Source organism: Alloyangia pacifica (assembly GCF_020524285.1).
In the GTDB taxonomy this organism is placed as follows: Bacteria; Pseudomonadota; Alphaproteobacteria; order Rhodobacterales; family Rhodobacteraceae; genus Salipiger; species Salipiger pacificus_B.
Map to the genome: position 1 here is coordinate 77,349 of NZ_JAIVKX010000018.1, position 20,713 is coordinate 98,061.

18 protein-coding genes and 1 pseudogene are annotated in these 20,713 nt (G+C 65.4%); 2 read left to right on the forward strand and 17 right to left on the reverse strand.

The features are described from left to right. Positions 1-66: 66 nt before the first annotated feature. The 6 genes from LC039_RS21905 to LC039_RS21930 all read right to left on the reverse strand — a co-directional run bounded on the left by LC039_RS21905 (position 67) and on the right by LC039_RS21930 (position 7,635). Positions 67-1,026 (reverse strand): ABC transporter ATP-binding protein, encoded by a 960-nt coding sequence (locus LC039_RS21905; RefSeq protein ID WP_226628269.1) that lies wholly within the window; start codon positions 1,024-1,026, stop codon positions 67-69. Beyond that, positions 1,023-2,051: an ABC transporter ATP-binding protein gene (locus LC039_RS21910; protein WP_226628270.1), complete on the reverse strand. Its 1,029-nt coding sequence runs from the start codon at positions 2,049-2,051 to the stop codon at positions 1,023-1,025. The genes LC039_RS21905 and LC039_RS21910 overlap by 4 nt, the downstream gene beginning before the upstream one ends. Continuing rightward, positions 2,051-2,929, reverse strand: a complete 879-nt coding sequence (locus LC039_RS21915) for an ABC transporter permease (protein WP_226628272.1) — start codon at positions 2,927-2,929, stop codon at positions 2,051-2,053. The genes LC039_RS21910 and LC039_RS21915 overlap by 1 nt, the downstream gene beginning before the upstream one ends. A gap of 1 nt (position 2,930) precedes the next feature. Continuing rightward, the gene (locus LC039_RS21920; protein WP_226628274.1) at positions 2,931-3,869 is read right to left on the reverse strand and encodes an ABC transporter permease; all 939 of its coding nucleotides are present in this window, start codon (positions 3,867-3,869) and stop codon (positions 2,931-2,933) included. Positions 3,870-3,889: 20 nt separating this feature from the next. Beyond that, positions 3,890-5,482 carry an ABC transporter substrate-binding protein gene (locus LC039_RS21925; RefSeq protein WP_226628275.1) on the reverse strand — a complete coding sequence of 531 codons (1,593 nt, stop codon included), beginning with the start codon at positions 5,480-5,482 and terminating at the stop codon, positions 3,890-3,892. A 146-nt stretch (positions 5,483-5,628) separates the two neighbouring features. After that, positions 5,629-7,635, reverse strand: a complete 2,007-nt coding sequence (locus LC039_RS21930; RefSeq protein WP_226628277.1) for a CocE/NonD family hydrolase — start codon at positions 7,633-7,635, stop codon at positions 5,629-5,631. A 113-nt stretch (positions 7,636-7,748) separates the two neighbouring features. On the opposite strand from LC039_RS21930, the gene LC039_RS21935 reads away from it, so the two are divergent. Continuing rightward, positions 7,749-8,555, forward strand: a complete 807-nt coding sequence (locus LC039_RS21935; protein WP_226628278.1) for a helix-turn-helix domain-containing protein — start codon at positions 7,749-7,751, stop codon at positions 8,553-8,555. Positions 8,556-8,890: 335 nt separating this feature from the next. Here LC039_RS21935 and LC039_RS21940 read toward each other — a convergent pair whose 3' ends face one another. Genes LC039_RS21940 through LC039_RS21950 form a run of 3 tightly spaced genes read right to left on the reverse strand, consistent with a single transcriptional unit; the run spans position 8,891 to position 11,763 of the window. Beyond that, entirely contained in the window at positions 8,891-9,457 is a 567-nt protein-coding gene (locus tag LC039_RS21940; protein WP_226628280.1) for a TadE/TadG family type IV pilus assembly protein, read from the reverse strand. A 6-nt stretch (positions 9,458-9,463) separates the two neighbouring features. Continuing rightward, entirely contained in the window at positions 9,464-10,000 is a 537-nt protein-coding gene (locus tag LC039_RS21945) for a TadE/TadG family type IV pilus assembly protein (RefSeq protein ID WP_226628282.1), read from the reverse strand. Then, positions 9,997-11,763: a TadE/TadG family type IV pilus assembly protein gene (locus LC039_RS21950; protein ID WP_226628283.1), complete on the reverse strand. Its 1,767-nt coding sequence runs from the start codon at positions 11,761-11,763 to the stop codon at positions 9,997-9,999. Before LC039_RS21950 ends, LC039_RS21945 begins: the two co-directional genes overlap by 4 nt. An 81-nt stretch (positions 11,764-11,844) precedes the next feature. On the opposite strand from LC039_RS21950, the gene LC039_RS21955 reads away from it, so the two are divergent. Next, positions 11,845-12,270 carry a hypothetical protein gene (locus LC039_RS21955; protein WP_226628284.1) on the forward strand — a complete coding sequence of 142 codons (426 nt, stop codon included), beginning with the start codon at positions 11,845-11,847 and terminating at the stop codon, positions 12,268-12,270. A gap of 464 nt (positions 12,271-12,734) precedes the next feature. On the opposite strand, the gene LC039_RS21960 is transcribed toward LC039_RS21955, so the two are convergent. From LC039_RS21960 to LC039_RS21995, 8 genes and pseudogenes are all read right to left on the reverse strand, one after another. Beyond that, the gene (locus LC039_RS21960) at positions 12,735-12,893 is read right to left on the reverse strand and encodes a transposase domain-containing protein (protein ID WP_226628368.1); all 159 of its coding nucleotides are present in this window, start codon (positions 12,891-12,893) and stop codon (positions 12,735-12,737) included. A 21-nt stretch (positions 12,894-12,914) separates the two neighbouring features. Continuing rightward, positions 12,915-13,376 (reverse strand): annotated as a pseudogene (locus LC039_RS21965) (IS66 family transposase); the annotation flags it as partial. 170 nt (positions 13,377-13,546) lie between these two features. Beyond that, positions 13,547-14,521, reverse strand: a complete 975-nt coding sequence (locus LC039_RS21970) for a helix-turn-helix transcriptional regulator (protein WP_226628286.1) — start codon at positions 14,519-14,521, stop codon at positions 13,547-13,549. Between the two features lie 247 nt (positions 14,522-14,768). After that, a complete protein-coding gene (locus tag LC039_RS21975; protein WP_226628288.1) occupies positions 14,769-16,040 on the reverse strand; it encodes an HlyD family type I secretion periplasmic adaptor subunit in 1,272 nt (423 codons plus the stop codon). Positions 16,041-16,084: 44 nt separating this feature from the next. Next, complete coding sequence (locus tag LC039_RS21980; protein ID WP_226628289.1) at positions 16,085-17,863, reverse strand: type I secretion system permease/ATPase; 1,779 nt, start codon at positions 17,861-17,863, stop codon at positions 16,085-16,087. An 18-nt stretch (positions 17,864-17,881) separates the two neighbouring features. After that, positions 17,882-19,579 carry a calcium-binding protein gene (locus tag LC039_RS21985; RefSeq protein ID WP_226628290.1) on the reverse strand — a complete coding sequence of 566 codons (1,698 nt, stop codon included), beginning with the start codon at positions 19,577-19,579 and terminating at the stop codon, positions 17,882-17,884. Between the two features lie 188 nt (positions 19,580-19,767). Continuing rightward, complete coding sequence (locus tag LC039_RS21990; RefSeq protein ID WP_226628291.1) at positions 19,768-20,055, reverse strand: hypothetical protein; 288 nt, start codon at positions 20,053-20,055, stop codon at positions 19,768-19,770. Positions 20,056-20,270: 215 nt separating this feature from the next. Continuing rightward, complete coding sequence (locus tag LC039_RS21995; RefSeq protein WP_226628292.1) at positions 20,271-20,711, reverse strand: hypothetical protein; 441 nt, start codon at positions 20,709-20,711, stop codon at positions 20,271-20,273. Positions 20,712-20,713: the final 2 nt, after the last annotated feature.

Genomic DNA, 20,713 nt, shown 5'->3' on the forward strand with positions numbered 1-20,713 from the left:
CGCGAGGCAAGGTCCGGAGGGATGCTTAGAAGGGGGAAGGCCGCAGAGCGCGCAGTCCTCCGGCCCTCACAGCGGAAACAGGCACCTGTGGCCGCGATCGTCTTCTTCTGTCCAGCCCGGCTCGCGCGCGGCGCAGGCCCCGCGCGCCCAGGGACAGCGCGGGTGGAAGTCGCAGCCCGAGGGCCGGTTTACCGGGTTCGGCACCTCGCCCGAGAGCGCCACGCGCTCTTGGCGCGCCTCGGGGTCGGGCTCGGGGTTCGCCGCCAGCAGCGCCTTGGTGTAGGGGTGGCGCGGATGCGCGAAGACCTGCTCCGTCGGGCCCTGCTCGACGAAGCGTCCGAGGTACATGATTGCCATCTGGTCGGTCACGTGGCGCACGAGGTTGAGGTTGTGGGTGATGATTACGATCGCCACGCCGCTGCGCGCCTGCACTTCGGCCAGCAGGTTCAGCACCTCGCCCTGCACCGACATGTCGAGCCCGGCGGTGGGCTCGTCGGCGATCAGCAGCTTGGGATCGAGCGCCAGCGCCCGCGCCACGCCGACGCGCCGCGCCTGCCCGCCCGAAAGCTGGTGCGGGTAGCGCGCGGCGAACTCCGCCGGCAGCCCGACGAGGCCCAGCAGCCGCTCGGCCTCGGCGCGGCCCGCCGCCAGCCCGTTGATCCGCAGGGGCTCTGTCACAAGGGATTTCACCGTCAGCCGCGGCGACAGCGAGCCCACCGGGTCCTGCCACATCATCGACATCTCGCGCCGCAGCCGGGCCCAGTCGCCGCTCGAGGCATCCGAGATCTCGGCGCCGTCGAAGCGGATCGAGCCGCCGGAGGATTTCTTCAGTCCTATCAGCGTGCGGGCGATGGTCGACTTGCCCGAGCCGCTCTCGCCCACCAGACCCAGCGTCTGGCCGGGTTCGAGTTTGAACGAGACGCCGCAGACCGCTTCGAAATCGTGGCTCTCGCGGCGCAGCGCCGCCTTCAGCCGGCCCTGCCGGGCATAGCGGATGCGCAGGTCGGTGACTTCCAGAAGGCTCATGCCGCGTCCTCCGCCGGATCGTTGAGATGACAGCGCGCCACCTGCCCCGGCCCCGCGGTGTAAAGCGGCGGGTGCTCGGCAGCGCAGCGGGCAAAGGCCTTGGTGCAGCGCGCCCGGAAGGCGCAGCCGGCGGGCGGCTGGCGCAGGTCGGGCAGCGTGCCGGGAATGGTCGGCAACTGCCGGGTGGCCTGCCGGAACCGGGCCGGGTCGCAGTCGAACAGCGCCTGCGTGTAGGGATGGCGCGGCGTGTGGAACACCTCGCGCACGGCGCCCCGCTCGACCACCTCGCCGGCGTACATCACCGCAACCTCGTCGCAGAGCTCGGCCACGGTGCCGAGGTGGTGCGAGACGAACAGCACCGAGCAGCCGAACTTCTCCTGCAGCTCGCGCAGCAGGGTGACGATCTGCATCTCCAGCGTAGCGTCGAGCGCCGTGGTCGGCTCGTCGGCGATCAGCAGGTCGGGCCGGGTCAGCAGCGCCATGGCGATGCACACCCGCTGGCGCATGCCACCGGAAAGCTGATGCGGGTAGACGTCGAGCTTGGCCGCCGCGTCGGGCAGCTGCACCTGCTCGAGGAACTCGATCGCCCGGGCCCGCTTCTCGGCCCGGCTGCCGGGCTCGCGGTACTGGATGTCGATCATCTGCTTGCCGATGGTGGTCACCGGGTTGAGCGAGGTCATCGGGTCCTGGAAGATCATCGAGATGCGCCGGCCGCGCAGGTCGCGCCACGCCTTCGGCCCCAGGTGCGCCAGGTCCTGCCCGCTCATGCGGATGGCGCCGCCGGCGACCTTGGCGTTCTCGGCCAGCAGGCCGATCATCGAATAGGCCAGGGTGGACTTGCCGCAGCCGCTCTCGCCGACAAGGCCCAGCACCTTGCCCTTTGGCACCTCGAGAGAGATGTCGCGCAGCGCATGGATGGTGCCGCGCGGAGTGTCGAAATCCACCGACAGCCCCTCGATCGAGACCAGGGGATCGGCGGTCTGGGGGGTCTCTTCGGCCCGGTGTGTCGCAGCGGAGGGTGCCATCAGCCGGCCTTTCTCAGCTTGGGATCGAAGATATCGCGCAGCGCCTCGCCCATGAAGGTGAAGCCCAGGGTGACCAGGATGATCGGGATCGAGCCGCCGATCACCGGCCAGGGCGAGTTGCGGATGAAGTTGTAGCCATCGTTGAGGATCACCCCCCAGGACGGGGTCGGCGGGCGCACCCCCATGCCGAGGAAGCTCAGCCCCGCCTCGGTGGCGATGACCAGCGGCACATCCATCGAGGCGAGGATCAGCAGCGGGCCCAGCACGTTCGGCAGCACGTGCACGAACAGAAGCCGCGGCAGGCCGACGCCCATGGCGCGCTCCGCGAGGATGAACTCGGCGTTCTTCAATGCCAGTGTCTGGGTGCGCACGATGCGGGCGTAGATCGGCACCGAGGTGATCGCGACCACCAGCATCACGGTATACAGGCTCGGGCCGATGATGGTCACCACGGCAAGGCCGAAGACGATGGTCGGGAACGAGCGCAGCGCGTCGAAGACCAGCAGCATCAGGTTGTCGAGCCAGCGCGGCCCCAGACCGGCGATCAGCCCCAGCAGCAGCCCGACGCTCAGCGCCGCGGTCAGCGAGGCGGCGGCGACCAGCATGGCGATGCGCCCGCCGGCGATCACCCGGCTGAAGATGTCGCGGCCGATGTTGTCGGTGCCCAGCCAATGCGCGGCAGAGGGCGGGGCCATGCGCGGGCCGGTCATGATGGCGGTGGGGTCATAGGGCACGATCCACGGCGCGAGGATCGCCGAGCCAACGATCAGCGCCACCAGCACGAAACCGATCACGCCGGTGCGGTTGCCCGACAGCACGCGCAGGCTGCGCGCCAGCAGGCCGGGTTCGGGCAGCGGGCCCTGGGTTGCATCGGTCATCTTACAGCTCCTCTCGCTGGCGCGGGTCGAGCCAGGCGATCACCAGGTCCGAGATCAGCGTGGCCAGCACGATGATGCCGGTGGTCACCAGCACCGCGCCGAGCACGATGGGATAGTTGCGCTCGTTCACCGCCTGCACGATCAGCGCGCCGATGCCGGGGCGGGCGAAGATCACCTCGACGAAGACCGCCGCCGAGAAAAGATGCGCCACGCCCGTGCCGATCAATGTCACCGCCGGCTGCACCGCGATCTTGAGGATGTGCGAGCGGGTGATCCAGCCGTCCGGCAGACCGTAGGCGCGGGCCATGCGCACATGCGGCTGGCCCATCACCTCGAGCATCGAGGCGCGCACGATCCGCGCCACGTAGCCGACCCAGGACACGCCGATGGCGAAGGACGGCAGGATCAGGTGCGTGACCCCGTCCCAGACCCCCTCCCCGGCGCCGATGGCGGGCAGCCAGCGCAGCCAGACCGCGAAGAGCAGCACCGAGTAGAGCGCCATCACGAAGGACGGGATCGAGATGGTGCCGACCGAGATCACCCCGGTCAGCGTGTCGAGCCAGGTGTTGCGCCGCAGCGCCGAGTAGCACCCCAGCGCGATGCCCAGCACCGCCGCCCAGAGGATCGAGACGGTGATCAGGATCAGCGTGTAGGGCAGCTGCTCGAAGACGATCTGCGACACCGCGCGGCCAGTGAACACGTCCTGCCCCAGATCACCGCGCAGGATATTGCCGAAGAAGGTGACGATCTGCACCGGCAGCGGCTGATCGAGCCCCATTGCCACGCGGGTCTGCTCGATCAGCTCGGGCGTGGCGCGCGGGCCGAGGATCATCACCGCGGGATCGCCCGGCACCACGTGCAGCATCAGGGTCAGGATGGAGACCGCGACCATCACGATCACGACCGAAAGGACGAACCTTTGAGTTGCGTAGAATATCACGGGTCGCGGTCTCCCTTCTCTTACACGTCGCCCTTGAAGTCGATGAACAGCGGGCGGCCGTCCGGGCGCAGTGCCGGCTCCAGCCCCTCGCGGTACATCACCGGCGTGCCTTCATGGGTGATGAACTTGTAGGCGCCGCTGGCCTCCATCAGCTCCTGCATCTTGCGGTACATCTCGGCGCGTGTCTCGCCGTCCGTCTCGCTCAGCGCCTGCTGGTGCAGCGTGTCGAACTCTTCGCTCGAGAAGCGCTCCCAGTTCCACACGCCCACCTGGTCGGTGACGAACCAGCTTGTGGCGTAATAGGGATCGGGCAGCATCGAGAAGCGGTTGAGCACCAGTTGCATGTCCTTCCAGCGCTCGCCCTCGCTTTCCATGCCGAGCGTCCAGAACGAGCCGGAGTCCTGCACGTTGATCTGCGTCTGGATGCCGATCTGCGCCAGCTGCGCCTGGATCACCTCGGCCATGGTCTTCCAGACCGTGGCGTTGAGCGCGTCGATGGTCAGCGGCTCGGACGGCGGGCCGCCGGCGGCCTCGAGGTATTCGCGCGCCTTGTCGAGGTCCCCCGCGACCGGCACCGACGGCGTCTCGCGGTGGCCCGGCAGGCCCGGCGCGATCAGCCCGGTGGCCGGGGCGGCCTCGCCGAAATAGGCGGCGTCGATGATCTGCTCGGCGTTGATCGCATACTGGATCGCCTTGCGCAGGTTCTCGTCACCGAGCGCCGGGTTGTCGAGGTTCATCCCCAGCCAGACATAGTAAAGCGAGGGATACTCCTCGATCACCGTGTCGGCGGGCACGTTGCCGCGGTACTGCGCCAGCGACGAGAGGGTGATCTCGGTGTAGTCGAGATCACCGGCCTCATAGGCGCGCTCGGCGGTCTTGGTGTCATCCATCGGCAGGATGCGGATCTCGTCGAAGCCCGGCGCCTCGCCGGTCCACTCGGGATTGCGCACCAGGTGCACGTATTGGTTCGGCTTCCATTCCTTCAGGATGTAGGGGCCGGAGAAGGCCGGCGGCTCCATGCCGAAGTTGCCGCCGCTCTCGGTGGCCTCCATCACCGCCTTCTTCGAGACGATGTGGCCGGTGCCATAGGGCAGCGTGATGCTCCACAGCGGCTGGAACGGCTCTTTCAGGACGATCGTGCCCTCGTAGGTGCCGGTCACCTCGACGTGGTCCAGCGGACCCCAGTCGCTTTTCACCGGGCTGTCGTGCTCGAGCACCCGTTCGAAGGAGAACTTCACGTCCTCGGCGGTCATCTCGCCGTAGCCGCCGGTGAACATGATGCCGGGCTTGAGCTTGAAGCGGATGTGGGTGTCGTCGACCTGCTCGATCTCCTCGGCGGCCTCGAGCTCCCAGTCCCACTCGCGGCCGGGCACGTAGCGCACCAGCTTGGAGTAGATGCAGTTCATCACGTCGACGTTGTAGCCGTTCTGGTAGAAGCCCGGATCGAGCGCGTCGATGTCGGCGTAGGAGCTGACGCGCAGCACCTTGCCGGACTGCGCCCAGATGCGCGAGCCGAGCGGCATGGTGGCAGCGGCGATCCCGGTGGCGGTGGCGCCGCGCAGGAAGGCGCGGCGGCCGATGCCCGGGGTTTTGGTATTGGTCTGCTTGGTCATGTCGATACTCCCTGTGAGCTGGCCATTTCGGCCTTCATTGGCGGTGTCGGGCGGGGACAGCGCCCTTGCGGCGCCCCCGCCCGCCTGCCGGGATCTCCGGCACAGTATTTCACGGCCCGGCGCCGCGTGCAGCGCCGGGCGGATGGTCACGCGAGGTCACGCGGAATTTCGCAGGCCCACTCCTGCGCGTGGGCGACCGTCTCGCCTTCCTTCGCCACGAGCTTCGCCTTGATGACGAAATGCGTGGCGGTGGCGGTCATCTCGGTCTCGGTGCGGCTCGACATCTTCCAGTCGCCGCGCGACATATCGAGATCCCAGACCACATGTCCCTTGAACGAGCGCCAGTCGGTGCCGCTGAAGGAATAGGTCTCGACGCCGCAGGCCCCGGTGGTCAGCCCGCTGTCGGCGATGCGGATGCGGCCACCATCGTCGGTGATCCGGACCGAGGTCTCGCCGGTGGCCAGATCGTCGCTGACCACCCAGTCCGAGCGTCCGGGCGCCAGTTCTTCCTTCTCCATCGGCGCGGCGCCTTTCGGCGTGCCGAGATCGCGCGGCTCGGGATCGTCTGTGCCAGCGCGCAGCGGCAGGACCAACCGGCTCGCGGCGGTGTCGACGCTCAGCGTCACCGGCTCGGGCGACGGCCAGGCGATAGGGAAGTAGCTGGTCGAGATCGACAGCCGCAGCCGGTGGCCGGCGCGGAAGGTCTGGGCCACGTGCTTGAACGGCACGGTGGCGGTGTAGACCTCGCCCGGCACCAGTGCCTCGGGCGTCTCGTGGCTGTCACGATGCGTGAGGTTGAGCAGACCGTAGCTGACCCGCGTCGCCGCGCCATCGGGCGCCACGTCGACGAGCCGCGCGGCCACCTGCGCCACCGGCTGATCGACGGTGAAGGTCAGCTCGAGGTTGGTGTCGCCGGCGATCTCCAGCGGGCTCTCCAGCGGCGCGGTCTCGAACACCAGGCTGCCAGCGTCGTCGCGGCGCTGGTCGACCGGCTGGTCACCCGGCTTGGCGTAAGAGCACCACTTGCCCCCCGCGATGCCGGTGCCGAGCGGCGAGCGGATCTCGCGCGTGCCGGCGGGCGCACCCTCGAGCCCCAGCGAGCCGTCGGCGCCGAGCGCGAACCCGGTGCGCGCCACGTTCGGCGAAGGCCAGCTCGGCTCCTCGATCCAGCGGCCGTCGCGATGGGCATAGAAGCTGGCGGGCTCGGCGTGGTCCTGCATGTAGAGGCGCAGCTGCGGCTCGTCCATAATGCCGGTCTCGACGCCCTTGAGCCATTGGTCCCACCAGCGCAGCTCCTCGCCGTTCCAGTCGATCGCCGGGCCCGGCACGCCGATGTGCGGGTACTTGTGCGACCACGGGCCGACGAGGCCCTTCTTCGGGCCTTGCAGCGTCTCCATCAGGCGGAACACCGTGCGGCAGTAGCCATCGGCCCAGCCCGACACGGCGTAGACCGGCACCTCGATACGGCCGATGTCCTCGCAGACCGAGCCGTGCTTCCAGAACGCGTCGCGGCGCTGATGCTCGGCCCAGTTCTTCAGCCACAGGCCCGAGCCGGTGAGCCGCTGCATCCACATCTTGCGCCACTTCTCGCCCACGAGCTCGGGATCCGGCGGCAGCGTGTTGATGGCGAACATGTGCGAGGCCCAGGAGATCTGATCCACCACCATGGTGCCGCCCATGTAGTGCACGTCGTCGGCATAGCGATCGTCGGTCGAGGCGATCGACACCACGGCCTTCAACGCGGGCGGCTGCAGCGCGGCAACCTGCAGGCCGTTGAATCCGCCCCAGGAAATGCCCACCATGCCGACACCGCCGTCGCACCAGTCCTGCGCGGCGATCCAGGCGATCACGTCGCAGCCGTCCTGCAGTTCCTGCGCGGTATACTCGTCAACCATCAGCCCCTCGGACTCGCCGGTGCCGCGCAGGTCGACGCGCACGTAGGCATAGCCACGCGCCGCGATGTAGGGCGCGCGCACCGCGTCGCGGGCCAGCGTGCCGTCCCCCTTGCGGTACGGCAGGTACTCGAAGATTGCCGGAACCGGTGCACCGTCCGCCGGCCGCCAGATCCGCGCCGCGAGGATGCAGCCGTCCGGCAGCGGGATCTCGACGTGGCGTTCCTCGATGACCTCGTGAAGCGGGCTGTGCTGGTCCATGCGGTGACATCCTTTCGTATTAGTGACGCAGATCGTGACACGCGCAGGACAGCGTCACAATTTCGCGTCATGGCGCAGGTTGACTTCCAAAGTGCGTCAGGTAGCTTCAGGTCATGTCTATTGACCCAGTGTCTGCCAACCTCAGCTTCGCCTGCACGCTCTTTCCCTCCATCGCGCATGTTTGCCGGCGGATCGGGATCAACCGCCAGCAGTTCAACAAGTACCTCTCGGGCACCGTCCGCCCGTCGCGCCACAACATGCGCAAGATCTGCGATTTCTTCGGCGTGACGGAAGCCGAGCTGCTGATGGAACCGGCGCGCTTCACCGAGCTGATTTCCCTGCGCCGCCGCCCGGGCGGCGAGGTGGAGGCGACGCCGCTGGGCCCGACGTTGAAGCGGCTCAACCAGTTCTCCGAGCCGCTCGACCGCTACTGCGGCGGCTACTTCCGGTACTTCCATTCCTACAGCAATCCCGGGCGGATCATGCGCTCCTATGCGCAGATCACCCGCAAGAACGGCTACTACCTGTGGAAGAACATCGAGCGCGAGGCCTCGGCGCAGGGCGGCGCAGAGGACGTTTTCAAATACGAGGGGATGGTGTTCTTTCTCGGCGAGCGCATCAATGTCGTGGAAAACGAGGCGATGCTGTCGTCCTCGATCACCCAGATGATCCTCTACCCCTCCTACAGCGCCGGGATCGATTACCTGCTGGGCATCCAGACCGGCGGCCCGCTGAAGCGCGGACGCAAACCCGCGGCATCGCGGGTGGTGCTCGACTACCTGGGACAGAACGTCGACGCCCGCCGCGCGATGGCGCAATGCGGGCTCTTCACCCCGGAGGCCCTCGACCCTCGGATCGTTCAGCTTGTGCGAAACGAGATGGCGCCCGGCGCCTGGACCTTCGAGGTCGAACAACTCTGATACATGCGTTGAGCTGATCTTGCTGCGAAAAGAAACGGGCCCCTAACAGGGAACTGCAAGTACGTCACAGGCCGCGTGGACGGGGAAGCACCGCCCCCGTCCACGCAATCGTCAAAGGCCCACCACGCGCATCGGTCAGCTTCGACCCGGGCTTAAGCATGCCCACGCCGGTGCAGCGCAAATCCAGCAAGTGCCGCAATCGGCCGCGAGGCCCACGACGCTTTTGGCCATGGCCGAAAGGATGAGACCGCGGCGCAGCAGGTCAACTTCGAGCCCTTCCCGGGCACAGGTCCGCCATCAAGCCGGAGCATGCACCGGGGTCAGCTCAAGCGCATCTACCCGCTCACGACCGGCTCCTCCCACAGCAGTCGCGGCGCAAACCGCGGCCGGACGAACACAAAGTTGTAGAAGGTCTCGCCGGTCACGTATTTGCTCAGATCAAAGGGCGCGTCGTAGTCGGTGTGGGTTTCAATGAGGATGAGACGTTCATTGTTCATGAGCGTTGGAATCTGGCCATCTTTCGTGGCCAGCTCGTCCGCCGTCATGGGTTCGAAGATGCCTCTGCCCACGGACCAATCGATCCCGAGGTCTTCCTCTCCGGGCTCTTGCGCGACCACAGTCACGCGCAGCGAGTAGGCGCTCTCGGATTTGGTCAGAAAGCTCAGAGCCTCGACCATGCCGTCGAGATATGCTGGCGTGATCGCATCGGTCTCCCGCGCAAAGGCGTCGGCGATCGAATAGGCCGCCTTGCTGTTGAGGTCCTTGAAGCGGAAGGCGTCGTGCAGCGCGAAGGTGACCGTCATCGCCCCCATGAGCAGCGGCGCGAAGATGATGACTTCCAGCGACATGCTGCCGTCGGTGTTGCCTGCAAAGCGCCGCAGGGAGGCGTTAAGAGACTTCAACATGGGTCACCGGGGCTCCTGAACAAACATGGCGCGGACAACAAGTTGGGCGTAGCCCTTCTCGTCCATCGACAGATGGCTGACCAAACGCGTCGTAGGGAACAGCGGCTTGTACTTCAGGCAAGCCCGCATGAGCATCAGTTCGTTGTCGAGGCCCGGCTCGAACTGCCGCGAGGGTCTCGGCTCTTCCTCGGCGTTGATGCAATCCGCGACGCTCGGAAGTCCGACGAAGCTGGCCGGCTCGGCCACGGCCATCTCGAGCATCATGTTCGCCTCGCAATTGCGGGACATCGCCATCTCGTCGCAAATGTCCGCCCGGATCTCCTCGTAGTCCGGGACGTCACCGGTGCTCAGGCGAATTTCCCTGACCTCCAGCGCCACGGCCCGCTCGAGCAGAGCCTGCTTGAGATTGATCACTCCGATCTCCACCACCGACACAAGCGTCCCCATGAGCAGGGTCGTGAAGATGACGACCTCAACGGTCCCGGAGCCATCCTCGTCTCGACCGAACTCGCGCAGAAAACTCAGAAGCCGCCCGCTCATTGGATCAGCCTCAGGTTGTTGATCTGACGCGCGATCATGTCGAAGGCGCTGTAGAGCTCGTCGCCTGTCACATGGAAGGCATGGCTCACTGACGAGGCACAGGCCCGCATGTCGGCAGCGGCCGCGGTCGAGGTCTCGAAGGCGACGGTAAATACCGTCACCCCGTGCTCCTTGGCCAAATCGCATTGCTGCATCAGATAGTCGACATTCGCACTCTGCTCCGAGAGCATGTAATAGCTGTCCTCCCCCTGGTCCTGCAGGGTGACCTCACCATTGATCGCCGCCTGCGGATCCACCGGGCGGTATTGCTCGGTCGTCGTGCCATCCGTCATCAGCACCACGTATTTCTCAGTCTCCGGATCCTGCCAATCGATCGGGCGATCCGCGAAGCGGCTGTCGATCAGCCCTTCGGAGATGAGGTAATTCACGCTGTCGCGGTTGGCCGGGTCGAGCAAGGCCAGGGCATACTTCATTGCATAGTGGAGCCCGGTGCCGTCATGCATCCGCATGTTGTCGATGAACTCGCTCAGAGCCTCGATATCATGCTGGTAATACTGAACCGAGGTATCCTCGCCCGGGCACCACCCCCAGTCCATCGTCTCGGTGTCGATCGGCCAGTAGTGGAAATGCGGAATGTAGTCGCCGGATTGCGGCAGGGCGGTGGTGGAAAACTCCGCATCATAGATTTCCAGGCAGGACGACGGCATGTTCACATACTGGGATTCACTTGCCGCTTCGGTCTCGGGATAGCTCGTCGCCCAGGACTCGAAGTCGATGTCCGGATGGAAGTAGGTCTCGCCCGGGATCTTCCCCTTGTTCAGCGTCGGGCCGATATCGGACAGGGGGCCATTGTTGTCTCCGGACACCTGGTAATAGGTGAACTCCCTTTCGCTCCCGCCCTTGATCGACGCCCCCAGAAACTGGGATGCCTCGACCAGCCGAGAGTCTCTCGACATCACGTAGGCGACGGCCCCGCGAAAGAACTCATCCGCGTCGCGCGGCGCATCTTCCGGAAAGTCCTCGATCTTGTGAGCGACGTCGTAGATCTGATCGCCATCGGTGTCGAAATACATGACGAAGTTGGAAATCGCCTGCGGCCAGGCATCGAAGAAGTCCTCGCCGCTCTCCTCGGAAGTCTCCTCCTCGGGAATGATCGGGCGCTTGCCGAGGACGTGGTCGAAGAGCTTGTCGCCCGGGTTCACGCCACCGGCGAAGGGGATCACATTGAGCGTCGTCACCCCGTAGCTGTCCTCGGCGACGACCTTGTCCAAGAAGGCCTTCGCAGCCGTTCTCGTGCGCTCCATGCGGTTGTTCCAACGCATCGAGCCCGAGACATCGAGCGCGAGCGAAATCTCGACGTTGGCGACCCTCTCGTCCGCGATCGCCTTGTAGCCCGCTCCCAGGAGATCCACGCCGGACATGCGCATGAAGACGGTTTTCTGCTCCGACGCTCCGGTCACGGACACGGTTCGGGAGTTCGCAGCCTGCGTGACGGTCACCTCGCTCAGGGCATCCTCGAGTCCGGCCACGGTGAGGTAGTCTTCGACCACCTCCTTGGGCGACCGTTCCTGATCGAGGTCGGCCGCTGCAAGCGCGGCGCTGTCCATCACATTCTGAACGCGTGCGCGGCGCTCTTCGAAATGCATGACGTCAATGGCCGCGCCCATCATGATCAAGGTCAAGATGATGACGCAGACTGACATGACTGTTCCGACGCCGCTTTCCGACGTTCGGAATTTCCTGAGAAATTCTATGCTTTTCATGAGGATACCATCGGGAACAAAATAACTATGAACCCTATTTTCAGTCGAATTTTGGCGATTCTATGAAATCCGCAAGATTTATTGAAACTGACCCTCGGTAAATTTGCAATTAAGTTAGGTTCTTTTAAAGATGAATTTGAAATGTTCCTTACTCAAAACGCCGAATTCATGCTGATCAGCGTCACTTCCCTCACAGTTCGACACGCCAAAAGGTTGCAAAACCATCATGCGCGCACCGTCCGCAACCTGATGAACTTGGTGATTGCTAAGAGCGTCGCATGCATTGCCTGGCATGCCTTGAGCCTAGGGAAACCCGCTAGGGTGGCACGAACCGACGCCATGAGTCCGAAGCCCTACGCCTATTCCATTCAAAGGAAATCGACCCGCGTTGTTACTGCAGAAGCATTCATCTTGCAGCCTGCTAGACCTGATGGTCACAAAGGTCGTCCCACAGAACACACTGAAAAGAAACAACTCCATCTCGACCACCTACATCTCCTTATGTAAAGTACGGACATATATGCGCATTGAATGCCTTTACCCCAGAAACCTACAGACGAAGAGCAATTTTCTATAAACCATTCTTCGCGTTTCGATTCTCAGCCCCTTTCAGAAATCAATTCAAATGCTTCAGCAGTATTGTTTCCGAAATTCTCCACTTGCGAGATTCATCTCGCAAATTCGGGGAGCTGAACACTCGCCATGATGAAGCCAGAACCTGCTCCCCACCGCCGATGATCCGGGAGTCCCGTAATCACGCCCTGAGGCGGTGTGGTTCCTTGCCAAGACGAGGCGGTGGTGCATCACGAAGTGATGTCACGAGAGGGCTCCGCCAGAGCCAACCACGTGTCTTCTACTTACTGGCGTAGACCTTTGCGCCTCCTCTCGACCTCCCGTAGCACTTCAGTTCGCCTAACAGTCCGCTGAAAGAGGCGTTAAGAACGGACTTTTGTAAGCACTTTGCTATGGCCCTACGCGGCCGGGCTTGACGCGGGCGCGAAGTGCCAAGGCATGAGTTCGTCGATGCGGCTCTTAGGGTGCCCATCAAGCAAGGCACGCAGGGTCTCTGCGAGGTCGCGGACCGGATCGACGTCGCTCATCTTGCAGTTGGCGATGAGTCTGGCGAGCATGGCCCAGTTTTCCGCCCCGACCTCGTGCCCGGCAAAGAGAGCATTCTTCCGCGTCAGCGCGATCTTCCTGATCTGGTTTTCGATAGGGTTGGTGTCCAGCTCGAGGCGTCCATCCTCGAGGAACCGGGTGAGGCCCGGCCATCGCGCGAGGGTGTAGCGGATGTCTTCGGCGAGCTTCGAAGATCTGGGGATGCGAGAGAGCTGCGCCTCGAGCCAGGGCCGGAAGGCAGCCACGATGGGCTCCGAGAGCTGGCGCCTGATCGCGAGACGGACGTCGGGAGCCGCGCCGCGCGCTGTCTTTTCTATGGCCTAGAGTTCCGCGATCTGGCGCAGGGCTTCTTCGGCGATCGGCAAGCCGTCCTTTTCGAGCCGCTTCACAATCCGCCGGCGCGCATGGGTCCAGCAATGGACAAGTGTCCACGGCCCTTCGGTCCGGTCGACCTTGGTCAACTTGTCATAAGCCTCGTAGCCATCGCATTGGACGAACCGGCCCCGATACGGTTCGCCGAAATCCTACCTGATTTCACGTATCATGGGTGGATCACCTCTGTGGGGCTGGCTCAAGTTTACCCACGCGGGCAGAGGCCCGGAGCACAGCCGCAGGCGGCAGTTTTCTCGCGCGTGCAGCACAGCGGCACGAAGGACCGGAGCGGTCAGCTCAGCCGACCGGTGCCCGGGTGCTGGAACGCGCTGGATCTTTCGAGCCTGCGCAGACGCTCGGCGACGCTGCCACCCGGGCCCGAACCGAACACCTGCGGACGCGCCGCAGCGACGAGCGCCTCGGACGCGCTTTCGGGCCTTTCCCGCACGTTGGCCGGGGCGTTTTTCGGGCGCGCCTCTGACAACGCGGCGGCGGGAGCCTTGGATGGCTGCGGATCATTCCGCGCGCAGCGAGCGGCGATCAGCGCCGCCTCGGTGCGGTTCTTCGCGCCGAGCTTGCGCATGACCTGCCGGACATGTAGCTTCACCGTCGCCTCGGTGGTGTCGAGGACGCGGGCGATCTCCTTGTTCGACCGCGCCTTTCCGAGATGATCCAGAACCGCCATCTGGCGCGGCGTCAGCTCCTCGAGCTCCGGTGCGCCACGATCGAGGGCGGACCCTCCGCCCGTGGTGTTTCGCAGAGGTGCCCGCACCTCTCGCAGCCCCCGAGCCGAGGAGCCGTCGGACGAGCCATCCGGCAGATCGGGAAGACGCTCTGAGTCGCCGCGCGGTGTGCCGTCCGGCGCAGAAGAAGGATCGGCGTATTCCAGCGCATCAAGAACCGAGGGCGGCACGAAGATGCCACCGTGCAGGGTTAGATCGAGCGATTTCAGCGCCACCGCGGCGGTTGTCGAGGCAGGGACCACCCCCCGCGCGCCGGCATGCAGCGCCCCGCGTACGAAGTCCGCGCTCGCGATCTCGCAGAACAGAACGACCGGCCCCACCCGCACCGTCTGGCAGAGCTTCTGGACGATGCTGAACCAGACCTCGTCGGGCACGCTGGCACCGGCGTTGATGACGCACATGCCCCCGGGACTTTGCGGAAAAATGTCGTCCGAGCCGCTTGCGGAGATTTCCTCTATGCGCATCCCGTGCAAGCGCGCGAAGCCGGAGAGGAACTGCGACAGCTGAGCACGGGTCAGCGGCATTTCGTCCACGATATATAGGATAGGATCTTTCGAATTCGATATGCTCATTTCACTGCCCTTCGGGGGAAGAGAGCCAAACAAAAGAAACAACCCACTAAAAATTGGAATATATTTTTTCAGGCTCAAGAAAGTAGGTAGACGAAAACATTTTAAAGTTATTTGCCTATATCATCTGGCGCGAAACCTAAACCCGGGATTGTACCTGGAGTTGCGCCTATGGCGGATTGTCGCTGAGACCAATGTCGGTCTAGACCTCCCGCATCGCCTTGCGGAGCAGGCTTTGGAAGGGTTCCAGCAGATAACTCAGGACCGGGCGCTCCCGCGTCACCACAAGAACCTCGACCAGCATCCCCGAGCGAATTTCGATGTCCGTCCCCGCGAGTTCGCCGGGATCCACCTCCACCCGGATCGGGTAATAGGAAGTGGCACCATTCTCGCCGCGGCTCGAGTCGGCCGAGACCAGCGACACTCGGCCTTCGATACGCGGCATGGTGCGGCCGGAATATGCCGATATGCGGATTTGCGCGGGCATGCCCAGACTCACTGCGTCGATATCGTTCGGCGCCACGCGCGCGTCGATCAGCAATTGTTCGCGCTCCGGAACGATGTCGAGAACGGGCGCCCCCGGCTTGAGTATGGCGCCGGCGTTCCGGGCCCGCAGGTTGGAGACTATTCCATCCACCGGGGCGACCAGCACCTGACGCGCGAGCACCGCGTCCAGCGCCGAGAGCTGCTTGTCGATCTCGGCCAGCTCGTTGCGCACCTCGGCGGCGCGCCGGGCAAGTTGCTCCGCATCCTCCGCGTTGCGGGCCTTCATATCGAGCTCGATCTCTCCGATCTCCTGGCGCGCCTCGGCGATCGCCGTGAGGTGGCTGCCCCGCAGCCCCTCGGTTTCCGCGATCAGCCGCCGGAGACGCAGCACTTCGGCCTTGGCGGCGAGCCCTCTGCCAAGCAGCGTGGACTTGTCGTCCAATTCCTCGCGCATGAGACCGATCTGCTCTGCGGCGCTCGCGGCCTGCAGGAGATGCCCGGCGACGGTCTCGTCCAGCTGGCCGACGCGTTGGTCGAGGACGCGCACCCGCGCCTCGTGCAGCGCCCGGCGCGCCTCTAGGGTCCGACGCTCCGCGGCGATCACCTCGCCCGCGACCTCGGGATCGAGCTCCGGAGGCGGCGCAAGGGTCTTTGCACCTGCGCTTTCGGCGGCAATGCGTGCCTGTTCGGCGAGCCGCGTCAGCCGCCGGTCGGCGAGCGCGTCCGCCTCCGCCTGGGTGCTCGTGACATCTATGCTGATCAGCACGTCCCCGGCCCGTACCCGGTCACCCTCGCGGGCGTGGATCTCCCGGACCAGCCCGCCCTCGAGATGCTCGATCGTGCGCACCCCCCTGTCGGGGCTGATCTGCCCGGGCGCGACCGCACCTCCGGCCAGCGGCGCAGTCGCCGTCCAGACCCCGAAGCCGCCGAGGAACCCGAGGATCACCAGCGCCCCGGCGCGTCGGGGGCCGCGGATCGCCTCGGCCATGCTGCGCGGGGCAATTGGGTTGTGCGTCTTGCGAAGGGCCTCGGTCATCTGGCTTGCTCCGTGTTCGTGAGTGTCTCCGTGCGCTGGTCGTGCGCCGCCTCTTCCGACTCGGAGGGGGCGGTGACCTCGGCTGCGACCTTGGCTTCGCGCATCTTGCCCAGCACCTCCTGGCGCGGCCCGAAGGCCTGCACCATGCCGCCCTGCAGCAGCAGCACCTTGTCGCTCTGCGCCAGCGTCGACGGCCGGTGACCGACGATCAGCAGCGTCGCGCCGGCCTCCTTGAGCTCGAGGATCGCCGCCGAGAGCGCCGCCTCTCCGGATTGGTCGAGATTGGCATTCGGCTCGTCCAGCACGATCAGCGCGGGACTGCCGAACACCGCCCGGGCCAGTCCCACGCGCTGGCGCTGCCCGCCCGAGAGCCCGGCCCCGCGATCGCCGAGTTGCGTGTCATAGCCCTGCGGCAGCTGCGCGATCATGTCGTGCATCCGGGCGCGGCGCGCGGCGGCGACCACCTCTTCGGCGGGCGCATCGGTCATGCGGGCGATGTTGCGCCGCACGGTGCCGGCGAACAGGCCGACCTCCTGCGGCAGGTATCCGATATGCGGGCCAAGGTCGTCGGGATCCCAGTGATCGATGCGCATCCCGTCGATGAGGATGGTCCCGGAGGTCGGCTTGGTCAGCCCGACGATGGCGCGGCACAAGGTACTCTTGCCCGCCGCCGAGGGACCGATTACCGCCACCACCTCGCCAGGCGCGATCTCGAAGCTGACCCGGGCCAGCAGCGGCCCGTTCGGTCCCAGAACCGTCAGATGCTTCACCTTCAGCCCACCCTTCGGCGCTGGCAGCGACGTCCGCTCGGGCTCGCGCGGGAAGTCCGCGACCAGCTGCTTGAGCCGGCCGTAGGCGAGCCGCGCACCCGCGAAGTTCTTCCAGGCGGACATCGCCAGGTCGACGGGGGCAAGCGCCCGGCCGAGCAGGATCGACCCGGCGATCATCGCCCCCGGGCTGGTCTCGCCGCGGATCACCAGGAAGGCCCCGGCACCAAGCATCAGGCTCTGCGCGAAGAACCGCAGGAACTTGGCGCTGCCGGTAAAAAAGCTGCCGCGCTCGCTGGCGCGCATGAGATCGACCTGGGTGGCGGCGTTCTGCGATTGCCAGAGCCCGACCATGGTGCCGCTCATGCCCATCGCGCGCACCACCTCGGCATTGTCGACCGTCGCCTCGGCCAGCGCGTTGCCGGTGATCTGCTTGTCATTCGCACTGCGCAGCAGGCGCCGGGTCGCCAGTTCGTTGCCGAGGCTGAGCGCCAGCAGCAGCAGCGCCGCGCCAAGGGCGATCATCCCCAGCAAGGGATGCAGCAGCCAAGTCACGGCAATGAAAAAGGGCGTCCAGGGAAAGTCGAAGAAGGCGGTCATGCCCTGCGTCGACATGAACCCCTGCACCTGCCCGAGGTCGCGAAACGCCTGGCCGCCGCCGCCGCGCCCGCCGAGCCGCGCCCGCAGGCCCATGCGCAGCAGCTCGGGACCGAGCGTCTCGTGGAACCAGCCCCCCATGCGCACCGCCAGAGCGCTGCGCAGCGTATCCAGCACGGCCATGGTCAGCAGCGCCGCGCCGAGCATGAGCGTCAGCATCAGCAGCGTCTCAGTGCGGCCGCTGCCCAGCACCCGGTCGTAGACCTGCAGCATGTAGAGCGGCGAGGCCAGCATGAGAAGGTTGATCACCAGGCTGAACAGCCCGATGGAGACAAAGGCGCCGCGGCACCGGCGCAGCGTCTCTGTCAGCAGCGGATCGGGCGCACCGGCGGGTTTCGCAGATCGTGCCATGACGGGCTCCTTTCACGCTCAGAGCAGAAAGTCGCCTTCGTCGGCGAAGATGAAGGCGTCGATCGCCGCAGCCCGTGCCTGCGCCGTACTCGACGAGGTCGTCTGCAATCCGACCACGGTGGTCTGCTCGGCGCTGAAGAACACCGCGGCATAGGCGCCGTTGACCACGTAATTGCTGCCCGCGTAGGAGGTTCCCGTGGGCAGGGCCAGCAGATCGACACCGAAATCGAAATCGAACAGGTAGTTGGTGCCGGACAGGCTGGCGTAGACATCGGAGCCGGTGATCGCGGAGTTGGTCGGATCGTCGCCGTAGAGGACATTGTTGCCGCCGTTGCCGACCAGAAGATCGCCTCCCGCTCCGCCCCGCACCGTATCGTTGCCGGCGCCGGTGATCAGCTGCTGGTCCCCGTCGAGACCCACCAGCGAGTCGTTAAAGGCGCTGCCCTCGACCGCCTCGATGTTGACCAGCGTGTCCCCGGCGGCATCGCCGCCAGCGACCACGGTTCCCGCCGTGGCGGAGAGCGCCACGCTCACCGCCGCAGCGGACTCGTTGTAGCTCGTGGCGTCGAACCCCGCACCGCCGTCCATCACGTCGGCCCCCGCGCCCCCGATCAGCAGGTCGTCGCCGGTGCCGCCCGCGATGGAGTCGTTGCCCGCAAGCCCGAAGAAGCTCTGGTCGCCGTCTTGCCCGACCAGCACATCCGCAAAGGCGCTGCCGATCGCGCCGTTGATCTCGAAATAGACATCCCCCGCGGCCGCACCGCTGCCGCTGGTCGCCCCGGCGCTCGGCGTCGACAGAACGACGCCGACCGCACCGGCGGCGCTCTCGTAGGTCACGAGGTCGAAGCCGGCATCCGCACCATTGCCAAGGTCGCCGATAAGGGTGTCCGCGCCGGTGCCGCCGTCGAGCAGGTCGTCGCCGGTGCCGCCGAGGGCGACATCGTCGCCCGCGCCGCCGACCAGCATGTCGTCCCCGTCGTCGCCGTAGATCGTATCCAGACCGTCGCCGCCGTTGATCGTATCCGCGCCGCTGCCGCCGCGGCCATAGTCGTTTCCGGCTCCGAGGATGATCTCGTCCTCTCCCGCCTCGCCGAAGGCCGTGTCATTTGCGCCGCCGGTGGTGATCAGGTCGTTGTCGGCACCGCCATAGGCGAGGTCGGTCCCGCCCGAGCCCTGCAACAGATCCTCTCCGGCGTCGCCGACCAACACGTTGTTGCCCGACCCGCCGATCAGCGTGTCGCCCCCGGCGCCGCCCACCATCGTGTCATCCCCGGAGTCGCCGGTCAGCGTGTCGGAGCCCGACCCGCCGATCATCGCGTCGTTGCCGCGCCCGCCCAGAAGCAGGTCATCGCCACCGCCGCCGTCCATGCTGTCGTCCCCGTCGCCGCCGTCCAGCGTATCGTCGCCATCCTGCGCGGTCTCGACCGATGCCCCGCCGAAACTCTCGCGGCCCGTGTCGCCGTAGATTATGTCGTCGCCGTCGTCGCCGCGCAGCAGGTCCGCGCCCGCCGCTCCGATCAACGTGTCATCGGTGGCGCCCGCCATGATGGTGTCATCGCCCAGCCCGGCATCCAGCAGGTCGCCGAGATCGCTGGCAGCGTTGCGCCGGGAAACGTAGATCCTGATCAGGTCGTTGCCGCCAAGTCCGTAGACGTTGTAGGCGCCGGCTTGGCGGATCAGCAGCGTGTCGTCGGTCTCTGTCCCGTACTCGTCCATTGAATCCTCCCGTCGAAAAAATGATGCCTCCGCCGGCGCCGCGTCGTTCCCCGCCGCGACCGCGTTCACGGGTCACGGGAAGACGCACGCCGTCCGCGGGCGTGTTCGAAATGCTGCGTGGTCAAAAATCTGGAGTCCTTGCGTGCCGAATGCGGGCGGCCCGAAGGGCCACCCGCCGCGCGCTTCCGTCAGTCGACGGCCGAGGTGAAGGTGCCGGAAATGCTCGACAGCTCGTCCTCGATGGTCAGCACGGTGATATCGAGCGAGGTATAGGTGTCCTCGCCCACCGCCTCGACATCGACGATGGCGTCGGCGGAGTTGCCGTCAACGTAAGTCACGGCCCAGATGTCCGAACTCACGTAGACAAATTCCGTATCTGTGGAATATGCCGTGGTTTCCAGGTCAACGTCGATATCGACATCAATATCCTTGTCGAATTCCACGTCGTCATCGCTATGCTTGAAATTCCAACCCATCTTGCTCTTCTCCTAATTTGAAATGTGCTTGATTCCGCCACGAAATTTGGCGCACTCCTATGCTTCTACTTCGATCAATTTATTTCAACGATCCATTTGATTTTGATCGAAAGAGCTTGTTTAAAAATTGACGTCTGTACGAATGATACGTGAAGCCGAATTTCTGTATTGGCCTTCGAAACTCTCACTCGGTACTTGCCGGTTCGCGCCGGGGATCAGATGAAATCGAACACGAAAGACAGCACGACCGGCCCGGAGCCGGGCGAGTCGTCATCGGCGCCCGCCCCCGATTTCGCGATCACGCTGAGAGAGGTGGACATGTAGCGCGCGCCCGGCTCGTTGCCGACCTCGACGCTGCTCGTCATCGTCACCTCGGGCCCCTCTTCACCGTTGGTGTCGAGCAGCAATTCCGATAGCCAGATAGTCTCTTCGCCATCCGTGCTGACGGTGTAGGAGCCGGTGACCGGGTCATCCTCATCGCGCTCGGTCAGATCGAGCGTGGTCTTCGCGGTAAGTACTCCCGCGCCGAAATCGAAGCTGTCCTCGTATTCGAGCACGTCCGCCCCCCCGGCCGTAGGCCATTCGATTGGAGTCGTCTCCACCTCGGACATGTCAGAGGCGAGCGCTTCGACGGTGGTATAGGTCTTGTGTAACATGC

Coding starts and splice junctions, on each gene's coding strand:
- LC039_RS21905 (WP_226628269.1), bottom strand. CDS start 1,026: ATGAGCCTTCTGGAAGTCACCGACCTGCGCATCCGCTATGCCCGGCAG.
- LC039_RS21910 (WP_226628270.1), bottom strand. CDS start 2,051: ATGGCACCCTCCGCTGCGACACACCGGGCCGAAGAGACCCCCCAGACC.
- LC039_RS21915 (WP_226628272.1), bottom strand. CDS start 2,929: ATGACCGATGCAACCCAGGGCCCGCTGCCCGAACCCGGCCTGCTGGCG.
- LC039_RS21925 (WP_226628275.1), bottom strand. CDS start 5,482: ATGACCAAGCAGACCAATACCAAAACCCCGGGCATCGGCCGCCGCGCC.
- LC039_RS21930 (WP_226628277.1), bottom strand. CDS start 7,635: ATGGACCAGCACAGCCCGCTTCACGAGGTCATCGAGGAACGCCACGTC.
- LC039_RS21935 (WP_226628278.1), top strand. CDS start 7,749: ATGTCTATTGACCCAGTGTCTGCCAACCTCAGCTTCGCCTGCACGCTC.
- LC039_RS21945 (WP_226628282.1), bottom strand. CDS start 10,000: ATGAGCGGGCGGCTTCTGAGTTTTCTGCGCGAGTTCGGTCGAGACGAG.
- LC039_RS21950 (WP_226628283.1), bottom strand. CDS start 11,763: ATGAAAAGCATAGAATTTCTCAGGAAATTCCGAACGTCGGAAAGCGGC.
- LC039_RS21960 (WP_226628368.1), bottom strand. CDS start 12,893: ATGCTCGCCAGACTCATCGCCAACTGCAAGATGAGCGACGTCGATCCG.
- LC039_RS21970 (WP_226628286.1), bottom strand. CDS start 14,521: ATGCCGCTGACCCGTGCTCAGCTGTCGCAGTTCCTCTCCGGCTTCGCG.
- LC039_RS21975 (WP_226628288.1), bottom strand. CDS start 16,040: ATGGCCGAGGCGATCCGCGGCCCCCGACGCGCCGGGGCGCTGGTGATC.
- LC039_RS21980 (WP_226628289.1), bottom strand. CDS start 17,863: ATGGCACGATCTGCGAAACCCGCCGGTGCGCCCGATCCGCTGCTGACA.
- LC039_RS21985 (WP_226628290.1), bottom strand. CDS start 19,579: ATGGACGAGTACGGGACAGAGACCGACGACACGCTGCTGATCCGCCAA.
- LC039_RS21990 (WP_226628291.1), bottom strand. CDS start 20,055: ATGGGTTGGAATTTCAAGCATAGCGATGACGACGTGGAATTCGACAAG.
- LC039_RS21995 (WP_226628292.1), bottom strand. CDS start 20,711: ATGTTACACAAGACCTATACCACCGTCGAAGCGCTCGCCTCTGACATG.